Origin of the sequence: Mycobacterium sp. G7A2 (assembly GCF_041902445.1) — a bacterium.
Taxonomy (GTDB): Bacteria; Actinomycetota; Actinomycetes; order Mycobacteriales; family Mycobacteriaceae; genus Mycobacterium.
The window spans coordinates 2,293,127-2,307,190 of record NZ_CP169251.1 but is presented as its reverse complement, the minus strand read 5'-3'; the positions used below and the strand labels follow the sequence as shown (position 1 = coordinate 2,307,190).

Sequence of the window (14,064 nt, the reverse complement as noted above, 5' to 3'; positions counted from 1 at the left end):
TCAGGAGACCTCTACCTCTCGCCGATCGGCCGGCGAGTCATCCTGCGGCGCAAGCAGCTCGACGATGCGAGCCGTCACCGCCGCAGCGGTCGGGTGCTCCCACAGCAGGGTCGGTGGAAGCGCGAGCCCGGTGCGCTTTTCCAGCGCACGGCGCAGCGAGACGGTCATGATCGAGTCGACGCCGGTCTCGACCAGAGGAACGCGGGGGTCGACGTCATCCTCGGGCAGACCCAGCTCGGTGGCGACCGCCTCGACAACCTGCTGAGCCACCCACTCATCCACGTCCGTGTCGCCGCGATCGATCGGGCCTGCCGGCGTGTCGTCACGCCGCCCAACCGGTGCGACGTCGGCCAATATCGGCACCGAGGCCGCCCCCGGGAGTACCGGCAGGACAACGACGTTGGGTTCGTCGCCGCGCATCGCCGTGTCGAGCGCCCGGAACGCGTCGTCGGATCCGATCGTGCCCATGCCCAGACCTTCGAGCTGCGCGGCGACATACTCCGAGGTCGACCCCATCCCCCGACCACGCCACGCGGTCCACGCGACGCTGACGGTGCGATCACCGAGGCCGTGCCGGTGGCGCGCCAGCGCATCGAGAAACGCGTTGGCGCACGCGTACGCACCCTGACCCGGAAAGCCCGCCAAATAGCCGCACGACGAATACAGCACCATCCAGTCCAGCTGCCCCGGTGGGAACAACTCGTGCAGCACCAGTGACCCGTCCACCTTGGGGCGCATCGTGGTCCGGAGCTGCTGGTCAGTGGTATCGGCCAGCAGGACGCCGGCTTCCACGCCGGCCGCATGGACCACGCCGCGCACTGCCGGCAACCCCGCGAGCATCTCCCGTAATTCGCCGGCCGCATCGGCGTCCCCGATGTCGATCGCGGCGACGTGCACCGACACTCCCCGCTCTTCGAGTGCCGTCACCGTGTCGACCACGTCCGAGCCTGCCTGCGCAGCCCATGAATCCCGTGGCGGCATGCCCGAGCGGGACAGCAACACCAGCCGGCGGGCACCGAGGTCGGCCAGTCGCTGGGCCATCAACAGGCCGAGCGCACCGGTACCTCCGGTGATCAGGTAGGTGCCGCCTGCGGTGCACGTCATGGGAGCGCGTGACCCAGTGCGGGCATGGCGCAGTCGAGCGATCGACGCTAAGCCGTCCCGCACGGCGACCACGCCGTGCCCGGGCAGCGCTGCCATCACACTCAGCGGTAGCGGGTCGCGCCCGCAGTCAGCCGCGACGTCGAGCACCCCACCCCACAGCTGTGGATGTTCGGCCGCGGCCACCCGGGCCAGCCCCCACAGTGACGCGTGCGCCAGGGAGCGTCCCTCCAGCACGCCCTTGGTCAGCACCCACAGTCGAGCCGCAGAGCCGTTGGCGTGCAGACCCTTCAGTGTCGCGAGCACCAACTCGGCGGCGGCTTGCGCGGTGCCCTCGGCATCGGGCACCACCAGCACCGCCGACCCCTCGGTGAGCTCGCAATCGATCTCCCCAGGCTCGGCGCAGACGCGGTGCCGGACGCCGGCCGCGGCGAGATCGCTCCGTATCGCGGCGACGTCGTCCGCCCGACCGCCGACCAGGACCACCTCAGCAGGCCGGTCCTCTCCGCTGAGTTCAACTGTCTCCCAGGTTATTTCATGCAGCATCGGACCCAGGCTGCCGCTGGCGGAGTTCTCGAGTTCCTCGAACGTCATCCCGGTGAGGACGGCATGTACAACCCCCGCCTCGTCGGCGATCGCGACATCGACCGTCGTGCCGCCGAGGTGCTGCACATGCAGCAGCGCCACTGCGGGCGGAGTGCCCGCGACATGGACCCGCTCGATTCGCGCCGGCATCCGCAAGCGCGCCGGACCGTCGAACACGGTGCACGCCGTCGAGGTGGCCGCATCCACCAGCCCGGCCCAGGTGGCCGGTGCAGAGCCGTCGGGCTCGGCGGTCACTCGTGCCAAGAGCTGCCCGCCACGGCGGTACAGCTCGAGGATCTCCCAGCCGAACCCCATCGCCGCGACACCGACTGAGGCCAGCGTCTCGACCACATGGGCACTCGGAAGTCGTTCTGCATCAACAACAAACGTCTCGATATCGACCACGCTTACCGGCATCCAGGCTGATTCTGCGTCGGCGGGGGCGACGACGGCGCTGCTGTGGGTCAGCCATCCGTCGGCTGAGTCCTCCACCGACTCCCCGACGAGTCGCGAGGACAGACGCAGCGTGCCGTCCTGCAGAACCACCTGGACGTCGCGCGTACGTCCGGGAGGAACGGGTGTACGCAGCTGCACGTCGGTCAGCCCGCAACCTTCACCGGCGCCGCCTCCGGCAGCGGTGCCAGTCTCGCCGCCTCCGGCAGCGGTGCCCATCTCGCCGCCTCCGGCGGCGGTACCAGTCTCGCCGCCTCCGGCAGCGGTGCCCATCTCGCCGCCTCCGGCAGCGGTGCCCATCTCGCCGCCTCCGGCGGCGGTGCCCATCTCGCCGCCTCCGGCGGCGGTGAGAAACGTGTTGAGCAGCACCGCAGCAGGCACGATCTCGGTGCCCTGCACAGGGTGATCACCGGGGTAGGGCCGGTTCCCCATGTCCAGCCGCGTCTGCCATACCCGGGTCGGGACCACGCCCGACACCTCGATGCATCCCCCGAGCAGCGTGTGGGCGGCGACATCGTGCAGTGCGGTGGTGCCCGGCGGCGCCGTCGGGGTACGCCAGTAACGGCGGTGCTGCCACTGCGTCACAGGTAGATCGGCAGCCCACGCCGCCGTCTTGGTGAAGCCGTGCTCGACCGGTGCGCCGTGACAGTACAGCGCGGCGACGGCGGCACCGATCGCTCGACGCTCGGGCTGATCCCGGCGCAGCACCGGTACCACCGCGTGCTCCTGGTAGCCGTGGTGCACCAGCGTCTCGGCGATCGAATGCGACACCACCGGATGCGCGGACACCTCCAGAAACAGCCGGTGGCCGTCCTCTGCCGCGGCCTGTACCGCCTCGGCGAACCGAACCCGGCCCCGCAGATTGGTCGCCCAGTAGTCGGCGCCGCGCGGTGCACTCGACCGGCTATCGGCCAGGGCTGTCGTGTACAGCGGAACCTTCGCGGGACCAGGCGCCGGCAGGTGACCGACCCGCCGCGCCAGCTCGCCGGTCAACGCGTCCATCGCCGGGCTGTGGAAGGCCACGTCGGTGTTGACCCGGCGCACCATGACGCCAGCGGCCGACCACGCTGCCACCACCTCGTCGACAGCGTCGACGGCGCCCGACACAACCGTGGACTCCGGAGACGCGCTGATGGCCGCAACCACGTCCGACCGTCCTGCCAGCCGGCGCTGAACCTCGTCGAACGACAGCCGCACCAGCGCCATCGCGCCGTTGCCTGCCACCGACCGAAACCCGCGCGCACGGAAGCACGCGACCGCGGCGCCGTGGGACAGATCGAACACGCCCGCCTCCACGCAAGCGGCTACCTCGCCGACCGAGTGCCCGATGACCGCCGCCGGTGTCACGCCTCGCTCCCGCAGCACGGCGGCAAGACCCACCTGGACGGCGAAGGTCAGGGCCTGGACCTGGTCGGTGCCACCAAGCCGCTCTCCGGTCAGCTCCTCACGGGCAGAGAAGCCGAGCTCGGCGCGGAAGACGACGTCGACCTCGTCGATCACAGCGGCGAAAGCCGGCTCGGTGGCGAGTAGTTCACGGCCCATGCCGGCCCAGTGCGAACCGTGACCGCTGAACACCCACACCGCACCGTCCTGCGCGCCCTCGACCACCGAGCCGGTCACCACGCGCGGATCCCGCACCTGAGCGGCCAGCGCGTTCAATGCGGCCACGACGGCGCCTTCCCGTCGGGTTGCGGGAAGCCCGTCGGTGACCACCGCGCCGCGCACTGGCTCGGGTGAACGACGGGTCCACATCGTGGCCGCCACCCGGTCCACGGAGAACGGCGCGGCGCGCAGATGCTCGCCCAACCGAGCTGCCTGGACGGTGAGCCGCGACTCCGAACGCGCCGACAGCGGGATGAATGCCGCTGCGGGGGAAGCTTTCTCGCCGGCGGATGCGGTATCGAACCCGGGCGCCTCCTCGAGCAGAACGTGTGCGATCGTGCCGCCGTAGCCGTAGCTGCACACCGCCGCACGCCGCGGCCCGTCCCCCGGCAGCCACCCTTCGGTCTCGGTGGGCACCCGCAGACCACTGGCTTCCCAATCGACTTTCGGGGTCAGCGTGCGTACCCCGGCGGTGGGCGGGAGCACCCGGTGGTGCAACGCGAGGGCGGCCTTGATCAGCCCCACGACTCCCGCGCCGCCCTCGAGGTGCCCGGTGTTGGGTTTCACCGATCCGACGGGGCAGCGCTCGCCGCCACGGCCGGCGCCGTACACGGAGGCCAGCGCCGCGACCTCGACCGGATCGCCGGTCGGAGTTCCGGTGCCGTGGGCTTCGACGTAGCCGACGCTGTGCGGGGCCACCCCCGAAACCCGGCAGGCCAGCCGGAACAGGTCCGCCTGCGCCTCTCCGTTGGGCGACATGATGCCGACGGTGCGGCCGTCCTGCGCGACTGCGCCGCCGCGAATCACCGCCAGCACGCGGTCACCGTCTCGCCGCGCCTCGGCGAGACGCTTGAGCACCACCACGCCCGCACCCTCGCCGCGCCCGTATCCGTCGGCGGAAGCGTCGAAGGTCTTGCAGCGCCCGTCCGGCGCAGTCGCTCCCGCGACATCGAGGACGCGGGTCAACCCCGGTCCGATCAACGCGCTGACGCCACCGGCCAGCGCGAGCGACGTCTCTCCGTCGCGCAGCAGTTGACACCCCTGGTGCACGGCGACCAGGGACGCTGCACACGCGGCGTCCAGGGCCACACTCGGCCCGCGGAGGTCGAGCAGGTGGGAGACCCGATTGGCCACCCCGCACAGTGATGTGCCGATACCCGTCCACGCCTCGATCCCGGCGAGATCCTCCATCAGCAACTTGCCGTAGTCGTCGGAGTTCACGCCCATCAGCACCGCGGTGTCGCTTCCGGCCAGCGACCGCGGGCCGATGCCGGCGTGCTCCAGCGCCTCCCACGAGACTTCCAGCGCAAGGCGCTGCTGCGGGTCCATCAGCTCCGCTTCGCGGGGGGACACCCCGAAGAACTCGGCGTCGAAGCAGTCGAGGTCCTCGAGGAAGGTGCCCCAGCGGGTGGTCTCGGCCAGCACCGCGGCGTTGCGCGGATCGCGCTCCACGTAGGGCGCCCACCGCTGCGCCGGGACCTGCCGGACCGCACTGCCACCGGCCAACAGGAACGACCAGAACTCCGCCGGGGTGCGGACCTCGCCGCCCAGGCGGCATCCGATACCGATGATCGCGATGGGCTCGGGCGTCGGTTCCGTGGCGCCGGTCAGCTCCACGATGCCCCAGTTATATGGCTAGCCTTCCCTAACTCACGCATCGACATGCCGGACATCCTGGCACAACCACGGGCGACATGGCGCGCTACCTGCGCGGCCGCGCCCCGGCGCCACCCGGGCCGCGCCCCGGCGCTACCCGGGCTGCGCCCGGCCCTATCCGGAGGGCTGCGCCCGGCCCTATCTGGGGGGCTGCGCCCGGCCCTATCTGGGGGGGCTGCGCCCCCGCGTCCTCGGGGTCGATCTCCACGGCGTACGACGTGATCGCCGTGATCTGCTCGCCCGTGAACTCGTAGATGGCGCAGCTCGCCACCGCGGTCATCCCGTCCGGGCGCACATACCGCACCACGGTGTCGACGGCCACCGCGTCGGATCCGACGGCGGTCACGCACCGATCGAACTCACGGCGGATGCCGTCGAGCCCTTCGGCCGTGTCCCGACACGTGCGCGCCACCGCGTCAGCGCCCTCGAGCACCATGTAGCCGACGATCGTCCACTTCACGTCCTTGGCGAGATGCGGCAGCGCCTCGTCGAAGCGGTGCTCCGAGAACGCGCGGGCGACAGTGCCGCGATCGAAACCCATGACCACGACCGTAGCGCCCCAGGGTGCCCGCACGGTATGAGTGGACACATGGAATTGACGGGTGTGGGTGTGTGGAGTTCGCAGTTGCGGTACGGCAATTCGAGCGAGGCGGCCGAAGCGGCAGCCGAACTCGACGAACTGGGCTACGCGGCGCTGTGGATTCCCGACGTGGGCGGGCCGGTGCTCGACTCGGTGGACAACCTGCTGTCGGCAACGCGCAACACGGTGATCGCGACCGGCATCCTCAACCTCTGGATGCATGAGCCCGCCGACGTCGCGGCACGCTACGCGACCCTGACCGACACGCATGGCGAACGCTTCCTGCTCGGCATCGGCGTCAGCCACGCACCGCTGATCGACTCGAAGGAGCCCGGCCGTTACCGCAAGCCGCTGGCCGCCACCGAAGCGTTCCTCGACGGCATCGACGCCTCCGCGCAGCCGGTCCCGGTCGCCAATCGCGTGCTGGCCGCACTCGGCCCCAAGATGCTCGAACTGTCCAAGACGAAGGCGCGCGGCGCGCACCCGTACCTGACCACCCCGGAGCACACCCGCATCGCCCGCGAGGTCCTCGGCAGCGGACCGCTGTTGCTGCCCGAGCAGACGGTGCTGCTCACCGACGATCGCGACCATGCGCGCGAGGTCGGCGGGCAGTGGGTGCGCTCGTACCTGAAGATGCCCAACTACGCCAACAACCTGCGCCGGCTGGGGTTCAGCGACGAGGAGATCGACACGGTCAGCGACCGACTCCTCGACGCGGTCATCGCGTGGGGCGACGAGGACGCCGTCAAGCGGCGCGTCACCGAGCACCTCGATGCCGGTGCCGACCACGTCTGCGTGCAGGTGCTGACCGCCGACCCCACCGAATTCCCCCGCGAACAGTGGCGCCGGCTGGCTGCGGCACTGCTGTAGCGCAACCCGTGCGACAGCGAAGCCGTACGGGCCTCAGCCCAGTAGGTCGCGCACCACGGCATCGGCGAGCAGCCTGCCGCGGTCGGTGAGCACCAGCCGCTCACCGTCTCGGCGCAGCAGACCGTCGGAGATCGCGATCTCGGCGCGCGTCTGCTCGTCGGCCGATAGGGCTGCGGTCGGCAGACCCGAGCGCAGGCGGATCCGCAGCAGCACCTCCTCGACATGCGCGGTCGCGTCATCCAGCGTCTCGAAATCGGCGACCGGAAGTGCTCCGGCGGCCAATTGGGTGGCATAAGCGTTGGGGTGCTTGACATTCCACCAGCGCGTCGCATCGGCGTAACTGTGCGCGCCCGGCCCGGCGCCCCACCATTCCCCGCCGTCCCAGTAGCCGATGTTGTGGCGGCACTCGCCGCCCGGGCGGGCCCAGTTGGACACCTCGTACCAGTGGAAGCCCGCTTCGCGCAGCCGGTCGTCGAGCAGTTCGTAACGACGCGCGAGCACGTCGTCGTCCGGCGCAGGGATCTCACCGCGCCGGACCCGGCGGGCCAGCGCGGTGCCGTCCTCGACCACCAGCGCGTACGCCGACAGATGGTCGATTCCGGCCCCGATCGCGGCCTCCACGGAGCGCGCCAGGTCGTCGTCGCTCTCCCCCGGTGTGCCGTAGATGAGATCGAGGCTGACGTGATCGAACCCTGCCGCCGCGGCTTCGCGGGCCGCATCGAGCGCGCGCCCCGGCGAATGCACACGATCCAGTGCCGCCAGCACGTGCACGGCAGTGGACTGCATCCCCAGCGACACCCGGGTGTAGCCGGCCGCGCGCAACCCGGCGAAGAACTCCGGCGACGTCGACTCGGGGTTGGCTTCGGTGGTGACCTCCGCATCCGGGGCGAGCCCGAAACTCTCCCGCACCGCGTCGAGGACGGCACCCAGCCCGGCAGCCCCGAGCAGCGACGGCGTGCCGCCCCCCACGAAAACGGTGTCGGCCGCCGGGGCGGTGCGCAGACAGGCAGCACCGAGCCGCAGTTCTGTACGCAGGGCGGCCAGCCAACCGTCCGGGTTCGCGCCGCCCAGTTCGCCGGGGGTGTAGGTGTTGAAGTCGCAGTAACCGCACCGGGTCGCGCAGAACGGCACGTGGATGTACACGCCGAAGGGCCGGCCCGCCCGCGCCGACAGCTCCGGCAGCACACCGTCTGGCACCTGCGACTGCACACTCACGTGTCCAGTCTGGCAGCCGCCCCATTAGGGCAGGTGGCGCATTCGTGGCACAATCGGGTACGTGACTGCAAACCACAGCTTCGCCCGCAGGGTCGCGCTCGTGGCACGCCGCCATGTCGACTTCAAGCGCGTTTGCAGCTGTAGCTGTCTGTCTTGATCGCCGGATCACGGACCAACCAGCCACTTTTCTGACCTTTCAGCTGGCCGCCGGATCTGCGCCGCCGGACAGCCCCCGGTGACCACGCGCGATCTGAACGCCGGCTCCGACCAGGAGCCCACCGATGACGACAACCAATCCGGCCGGCTCGCCGGCCACCACCGATTCGGCCGGCTCGCCGGCCAAGAAGCCCGCCAAGCGTCCCCGCGGTGAGGGTCAGTGGGCGCTCGGCTACCGCGAGCCGCTCAATGCCAACGAGCAGTCCAAGAAGGACGACAATCCGCTCAACGTGCGCGACCGCATCGAGAACATCTACGCCAAGAACGGCTTCGAGTCCATCGACAAAGGCGACCTGCGAGGGCGTTTTCGCTGGTGGGGGCTCTACACCCAACGCAAGCAGGGCTACGACGGCACCTGGACCGGCGACGAGAACACCGACATGCTCGAGGACTCGTACTTCATGCTGCGGGTTCGCAGTGACGGCGGTGCGCTGACCGCCGCCTCGCTGCGCACGCTGGGTGAGATCTCGACCGAGTTCGCCCGCGACACCGCCGACATCTCCGACCGCCAGAACATCCAGTACCACTGGATCCGCGTCGAGGACATGCCCGAGATCTGGCGGCGTCTGGACGCGGTAGGCCTGCAGACCACCGAGGCGTGCGGCGACTGCCCCCGTGTCGTGCTGGGCTCGCCGCTGGCCGGTGAGTCGCTCGACGAGGTCATCGACGGCACCCCCGCGGTCGACGAGATCGTCCGGCGCTATATCGGCAAGAAGGAGCTGTCCAACCTCCCGCGCAAGTTCAAGACCGCGATCTCCGGTCTGCAGGACGTCGTGCACGAGGTCAACGACGTGGCGTTCATCGGCGTCAACCACCCCGAGCACGGTCCCGGGTTCGACCTCTGGGTCGGCGGCGGGCTGTCGACGAACCCGATGCTCGGCCAGCGGGTCGGGGCGTGGGTGCCACTCGACGAGGTGCCGGACGTGTGGGAAGCCGTGGTCAGCGCGTTCCGCGACTACGGGTACCGCCGGTTGCGCTCCAAGGCGCGGTTGAAGTTCCTGATCAAGGACTGGGGCGTCGAAAAGTTCCGGAAAGTGCTCGAAGAGGAGTACCTGAAGCGCCCGCTGATCGACGGCCCCGCTCCCGACCCGGTGGCCCGCCCCATCGACCACGTCGGTGTGCAGAAGCTGCGTAACGGCCTCAACGCCGTCGGGGTCGCGCCCATCGCCGGACGCGTCTCGGGCACCATCCTGAGCAAGGTCGCCGACCTGGCCGAGGCGGCGGGGTCCGACCGCATCCGCTTCACCCCCTACCAGAAGTTGATCGTCCTCGACGTGCCCGACGACAAGCTCGACGAGTTGCGCGCCGGGCTGGACGCGTTGGGTCTTCCGTCGACGCCGTCGCACTGGCGGCGCAACCTGATGGCCTGCACCGGCATCGAGTTCTGCAAGTTGTCGTTCGCCGAGACCCGCAAGCGGGCACAGACGCTGGTGCCAGAACTCGAGCAGCGGCTCGAGGACATCAACGCTGAACTCGACGTGCCGGTCACCGTCAACATCAACGGCTGCCCGAACTCGTGCGCCCGCATTCAGGTCGCCGACATCGGGTTCAAGGGCCAGATGGTCGACGACGGCGACGGCCCGATCGAGGGTTTCCAGGTCCATCTGGGCGGCAGCCTGGGCCTGGACAGCGGTTTCGGTCGCAAGCTGCGCCAGCACAAGGTGCTCTCCAGCGAACTCGGTGACTACGTCGAGCGTGTCGTGCGCAACTTCGTGAAACAAAGGGAGCAGGGCGAGCGTTTTGCCACCTGGGCCCTGAGGGCCGACGACGCGGACCTTCGATGAGCGCTTGCGCGAAGAGCAGAGAACCTTCGATGAGCGCTTGCGCGAAGAGCAGACGATGAGGTGACGGTGACATGACTGTGGTGACACGAGACGACGCAGACCTGCAGGAGCTGGCCGAGCGCGGGGCTGCCGAACTCGGCCCCGACGCGACCGCTGAGGAACTGCTGCGCTGGACCGACGAGAACTTCGGCGGACTCGGCCAGGGATCCGGGTACATCGTCGCGTCGAACATGCAGGACGCGGTGCTGGTCGACCTCGCCGCCAAGGTGCGCCCGGGCGTCGACATCCTGTTCCTCGACACCGGCTATCACTTCGTCGAGACGATCGGCACCCGCGACGCCGTGGAGGCCGTCTACGACGTCAACGTGGTCAACGTCCGCCCCGAGCGGACGGTCGCCGAGCAGGACGCCGAGTTCGGCAAGAACCTGTTCGAGCGCGACGCCAACGCCTGCTGCGGTATGCGCAAGGTGGAGCCGCTGTCCAAGGCGTTGAGCGGCTACTCCGCGTGGGTCACCGGCATCCGCCGGGTGGAGTCCCCGACGCGGGCAAACGCCCCGCTGATCAGCTGGGACAAGGCTTTCGGTTTGGTGAAGATCAACCCGCTGGCGGCGTGGACGGACGAGCAGATGCAGGATTACATCGACGCCCACGGCATTCTGGTGAATCCCCTCGTCGACGAGGGCTACCCCTCCATCGGGTGCGCACCGTGCACGAACAAGCCGGCGCTGGGCGCCGATCCGCGCAGCGGTCGCTGGGCGGGCCAGACCAAGACCGAATGCGGACTGCACGCCTCTTGAGTTCACCGACGCTGATCCTCACCGCGCACGGCAGTGCCGACCCCCGGTCGGCGGCCAACGCGCGGGAAGTCGCCGCGACGATCCGTCGATTGCGCCCAGGCTTGGACGCGCGGGTGGCGTTCTGCGAACAGAACGCGCCGAACCTGCGCGACGTGCTGGCCACGGTCGTCCCCGGTGCGGCGGTGGTGGTGCCGTTGCTGCTCGCCGACGCTTACCACGCCCGGGTCGACATTCCCGAGATGATCGCGGAGTCGGGCACCGACGCCCGCCAGGCCGAGGTTCTCGGTGAGGACGAGCGGTTGATCCACGTGCTGCGGCAGCGCCTGGAGCACGCGGGCGTGTCCCGGTTGGATCCGCGGGTCGGGGTGCTGGTGACCGCGGTGGGCTCCTCGCACGCGCAGGCGAACGCGCGCACTGCCGGCGTGGCCCGCGAACTGACGATGACTACCCGGTGGACGGCGACGACGGCGTTCGCCACAGGTCCACATCCCACGCCCGCCGAGGCCGCCGAGGTCCTGCGTTCCCGCGGGGCGTCGCGGCTCGTGATCGCGCCGTGGTTCCTCGCGCACGGCCGGATCACCGACCGGGTGGCGGAGTTCGCGCGGTCGGAGCGGATTCCGATGTCGTCGCCGCTGGGTGCGCATCGGCAGGTGGCCGAGACGGTGCTCGACCGTTTCGACAGCGTGGCGCCCGCCCGCGCCGCCGCCTGACGAGAACAGGGGCACTCGCAGGGCCCGGTACAGTTGAGGCACAACGTCCCTCGGCGAGCTAGGACTCGATGCCCCCACACTTACCGTCGGCGGTCAGATGCTGACCGCCGTGTTGTCGATTCTGTTGGGACTGTTGGTGGTGTCCGCCATCACCGCGTTGACGGGGTATTTCGTCGCGCAGGAGTTCGCCTACATGGCGGTCGACCGGTCGCGGCTGAAGGCGCGCGCCGAGTCCGGTGATGCCGCGGCCGAGCGGGCGCTCGGCGTCACCCGGCGTACCTCGTTCATGCTGTCCGGCGCACAGCTGGGCATCACCGTCACCGGTCTGCTGGTCGGCTACGCCGCCGAGCCGCTGATCGGGCGCGGCGCCGAGACGTTGATGAGCGGCGCGAGTATTCCGACCGCACTCGCGGTCGCGATCGGCGGTGTCGTCGCCATCGCGGTCTCGACCGTGATCCAGATGCTGTTCGGTGAACTGTTTCCCAAGAATCTCGCCATCGCCCGCCCCGAGCCGCTGGCCCGCTGGCTGGCGTGGTCGACCACGCTGTACCTGAAGCTGTTCGGCTGGTTGATCTGGTTGTTCGACCAGTCCTCGAATGTGCTGCTGCGGCTGCTGCGCATCGAGCCGGTGCACGATGTGGAACATTCGGCGACTCCGCGCGATCTCGAACACATCGTGGCGGTGTCGCGGGACGCTGGGGAGATCCCGCCGGATCTGTCGGCGCTGCTGGACCGGATCCTCGACTTCCCCACCAGCACCGCCGAGCACGCGATGATCCCGCGCTCGCGCGTCGACGCCATCGCCGGGGACACACCGGCCGCGGTGGTCCTCAGCCGCATGGCGACCGGGCACACGCGCTACCCGGTGTCGGGCGCGGACGCCGACGACATCGTGGGCGTCATCCATCTGTACGACCTGCTCGGCACGAGTCTCGGCGCCGACACCGCCGCGCAGCGTTGCCGGCCGGCCGTGGTGGTGCCGGAGACCATGCCGCTGCCGAGCGTGGTGCAGGCGCTGACCGGTGCGGGTGACGAGATGGCTGTCGTCATCGACGAGTACGGCGGGTTCGCCGGCGTCCTGACGATCGAGGATCTGGCCGAGGAACTGGTGGGCGAGATCGACGACGAACACGATTCGCCGATGCAGGTGCAGGTCACCGCCGCCGGGGACGGTTGGCTGGTCCCCGGCGACCTTCCGCTCGACGAGGCCGAACGCGCCCTCGGTCTGGCTCTGCCGCCAGGTGACTACGAAACCATGGCCGGCATGGTGATCGCCCACGCGGCCGCGCTGCCCGAGGTCGGAGACACCGTCGAGATCGAGTTGCCGAGCGACCCAGCGGATCTGGTGATCGATGACGCACCCGCGCACCGGATGCTGATCACACAGATCCGCTGGCTCGAGCGTCGTGTGCCGGCGTCGATGTTCGTCACCGTCGAGGAGCAGAGTGGCGATGAGTAACGGTCCGTGGCTGACGGTTGCGGTCACCGCCCTCCTGATCACCCTCAGCGCGTTCTTCGTCGCCGTCGAGTTCGCGCTCATCGCCGCACGGCGCAGTCGTCTGGAGGACGCGGCGGCGACCAAGGCGTCCGCGCGGGCGGCACTGCGCAGTGCCAGTGAGCTGTCACTGCTGCTGGCCGGTGCGCAGCTGGGCATCACCGTATGCACCCTGCTGCTGGGCGCGATCACCAAACCGGCCGTGCACTACGCGATCACGCCCTGGCTCGGAGGATTCGGCGCACCGTCGTGGTTGGCCGACGTGGGTGGTTTCGTGCTGGCGTTGCTCATCGTCACGTTCCTGCACCTCGTGGTCGGCGAGATGGCGCCCAAGTCCTGGGCGATCGCGCATCCGGAGCGCTCGGCCATGCTGCTGGCGATTCCGATGCGCGCCTTCATGTTCCTGACCCGCCCGCTGTTGAAGGCCCTCAACCATGCCGCCAACTGGTGCCTGCGCAGGGTCGGGGTCGATCCGGTCGACGAGTTGGCCGACACCCAGGATCCCGACACGTTGCGGCAGCTCGTCGAACATTCGGCGACCGTCGGCACGCTCGACGAGCGCTACCACGCCAACCTGACCAGCGCGTTGCAGTTGCAGGCGCTGACCATCGGCGAGCTGGCACCGGAACACCCGGGTTACAGCGCCGTCGACGTCACGGCGAGTCCGGCACAGATCCAGGAGGCCTCGAAATCGACGGGCCACCGAAGGCTGGTCGTGCACGAGGGTGACGAGCCCGTCGGGGTCGTCCACGTCCGGGACAGCCTGACCGGTCGGGGCGCCGCGGGCGAGCTGATGCGCCCGGTGCTGACCGTCGCCGCCACCGCGCCGGTCTACGAGGTTCTGCAGGTGATGCGCGAATCCCGCAATCATCTGGTCGTGGTCGATACGGCAGCGGGTCGCACGGTGGTCACCCTGACCGACGTGCTGCACCGCCTGCTGCCGGCCCAACCGGTGTGACGCTGAACCCAGCCCCTTGACCGTATACCTCTAGGGGTATAT

The 14,064-nt window shown here is 69.8% G+C and carries 10 protein-coding genes; 7 read left to right on the top strand and 3 right to left on the bottom strand.

Annotation, left to right across the window (positions count from 1 at the left end):
• Both ACEWX3_RS11200 and ACEWX3_RS11195 read right to left on the bottom strand, forming a co-directional pair.
• The gene (locus tag ACEWX3_RS11200) at positions 1–5,352 is read right to left on the bottom strand and encodes a beta-ketoacyl synthase N-terminal-like domain-containing protein (protein ID WP_374159836.1); all 5,352 of its coding nucleotides are present in this window, start codon (positions 5,350–5,352) and stop codon (positions 1–3) included.
• A 91-nt stretch (positions 5,353–5,443) separates the two neighbouring features.
• On the bottom strand, positions 5,444–5,938 hold the full coding sequence (locus ACEWX3_RS11195) for a nuclear transport factor 2 family protein (RefSeq protein WP_374159439.1): 495 nt from the start codon (positions 5,936–5,938) through the stop codon (positions 5,444–5,446).
• A gap of 48 nt (positions 5,939–5,986) precedes the next feature.
• On the opposite strand from ACEWX3_RS11195, the gene ACEWX3_RS11190 reads away from it, so the two are divergent.
• A complete protein-coding gene (locus ACEWX3_RS11190) occupies positions 5,987–6,847 on the top strand; it encodes an LLM class F420-dependent oxidoreductase (RefSeq protein WP_207069210.1) in 861 nt (286 codons plus the stop codon).
• Positions 6,848–6,880: 33 nt separating this feature from the next.
• Here ACEWX3_RS11190 and hemW read toward each other — a convergent pair whose 3' ends face one another.
• Complete coding sequence (gene hemW / locus ACEWX3_RS11185) at positions 6,881–8,056, bottom strand: radical SAM family heme chaperone HemW (RefSeq protein ID WP_374159835.1); 1,176 nt, start codon at positions 8,054–8,056, stop codon at positions 6,881–6,883.
• 67 nt (positions 8,057–8,123) lie between these two features.
• On the opposite strand from hemW, the gene ACEWX3_RS11180 reads away from it, so the two are divergent.
• The 6 genes from ACEWX3_RS11180 (at position 8,124) to ACEWX3_RS11155 (ending at position 14,022) form a co-directional block, all read left to right on the top strand.
• Complete coding sequence (locus tag ACEWX3_RS11180) at positions 8,124–8,219, top strand: Ms4527A family Cys-rich leader peptide (protein ID WP_373889124.1); 96 nt, start codon at positions 8,124–8,126, stop codon at positions 8,217–8,219.
• A 124-nt stretch (positions 8,220–8,343) separates the two neighbouring features.
• On the top strand, positions 8,344–10,062 hold the full coding sequence (locus ACEWX3_RS11175) for a nitrite/sulfite reductase (RefSeq protein WP_374159438.1): 1,719 nt from the start codon (positions 8,344–8,346) through the stop codon (positions 10,060–10,062).
• 71 nt (positions 10,063–10,133) lie between these two features.
• A complete protein-coding gene (locus tag ACEWX3_RS11170; protein ID WP_374159437.1) occupies positions 10,134–10,859 on the top strand; it encodes a phosphoadenylyl-sulfate reductase in 726 nt (241 codons plus the stop codon).
• On the top strand, positions 10,838–11,569 hold the full coding sequence (locus tag ACEWX3_RS11165; RefSeq protein ID WP_207069197.1) for a sirohydrochlorin chelatase: 732 nt from the start codon (positions 10,838–10,840) through the stop codon (positions 11,567–11,569). Before ACEWX3_RS11170 ends, ACEWX3_RS11165 begins: the two co-directional genes overlap by 22 nt.
• A gap of 97 nt (positions 11,570–11,666) precedes the next feature.
• Positions 11,667–13,028, top strand: coding sequence for a hemolysin family protein (locus ACEWX3_RS11160; protein WP_374159436.1), 1,362 nt, complete (start codon positions 11,667–11,669; stop codon positions 13,026–13,028).
• Positions 13,021–14,022, top strand: coding sequence for a hemolysin family protein (locus tag ACEWX3_RS11155; RefSeq protein ID WP_207069195.1), 1,002 nt, complete (start codon positions 13,021–13,023; stop codon positions 14,020–14,022). Before ACEWX3_RS11160 ends, ACEWX3_RS11155 begins: the two co-directional genes overlap by 8 nt.
• The last annotated feature ends 42 nt before the right edge of the window (positions 14,023–14,064 follow it).